We start from the raw sequence: 964 nt of genomic DNA, 5'->3' as shown, positions 1-964 counted from the left end.
ACTTCATCGTTGATGATGACGTCGCCGCTGGTCGGAATGTTGAAGCCGCCGATGGCCATCAACATCGTTGATTTTCCCGACCCGCTCGGACCGAGCAATGCCAGAAACTCGCCCGCTTCGACATCAATCGAAACATCATGAAGAGCCGTGAACCTTCCATATTTCATGAATAGGTTCTTTGCAGTGACCGGGGCCCCTCTTGGTTGCACGTTCCACCTCTCAATCGGATTGGTTTGACGGCTTCGGCCAGCAACGACCTGTGCCGCGCAAATAAGGTCAGCTCGCCGCTTCAAATAGCTTGCGATCGGATTTCGTGAGCCGCTCTATGCCGTTGGCGCGCACCACCAGCGACTCGCTGAAAGCAAGCCCTTCGGCCGAAAGATACATATGCAGCGCCATGCCCTCTTTGATTTCCCAGTCGGCGCCGGGCGTGAAGCTATGGAAAAACTCGCTTCCGATCTGTGTCGATGCCGGGAAGCAACCGAGTGTGTAGCCAGTGACATTGTCGTAGCTTGGGCGAAGACCCTGCTCCATCACCGCGTCGCGAGCCAAGGCATCGATCTGGCGGGCGCTTGCACCCGGTTTGATCGCAGCCATTTGACGATCCTGGATGTCGACGAGAGCCCTGGCAACCGTCTGCTGTCGCGCCGTTGGCTTGCCAACAATGATTGATCGCATGATGCGCGAGCTATAGCTGCTGACCTTTGTGCAAAGCTCAATGTGGACGATCATGTCCTTTTCTATCGGACCCGACTGCTCGTGCGAATGCAATGCATCCCAGCTGACGCCGGTTGTTATGATGCCTAACGCACCACGGTCGCCTCCCATTGCAAGGAAGCTATCGCTTGCTGCTCTGACCAGTTCGCGCTGGAATCCGCCAATGCGAACCACGTCAACCAGTTCGAGCATAGTGACGTCGCAGATCTCGGCAGCTTTTCGGAGATAGTTGATTTCCGCTTCCGAC

The 964-nt window shown here is 56.1% G+C and carries 2 protein-coding genes; both read right to left on the bottom strand.

Features of this window, described 5'->3' with window-relative positions:
* Window positions 1–167 (bottom strand): ATP-binding cassette domain-containing protein (locus EN750_RS36335; protein ID WP_127399416.1); only part of this gene is annotated, 167 nt, incomplete at its 3' end.
* Window positions 168–276: 109 nt separating this feature from the next.
* Window positions 277–964, bottom strand: a 688-nt coding sequence (locus EN750_RS36330; RefSeq protein WP_145968284.1) for a M24 family metallopeptidase, incomplete at its 5' end; no start/stop codon positions are given.

The sequence above is a fragment of the Mesorhizobium sp. M7A.F.Ca.ET.027.03.2.1 genome (assembly GCF_003999175.1).
Lineage (GTDB): Bacteria > Pseudomonadota > Alphaproteobacteria > Rhizobiales > Rhizobiaceae > Mesorhizobium.
This window is presented reverse-complemented; position numbering and strand designations above follow the sequence as displayed.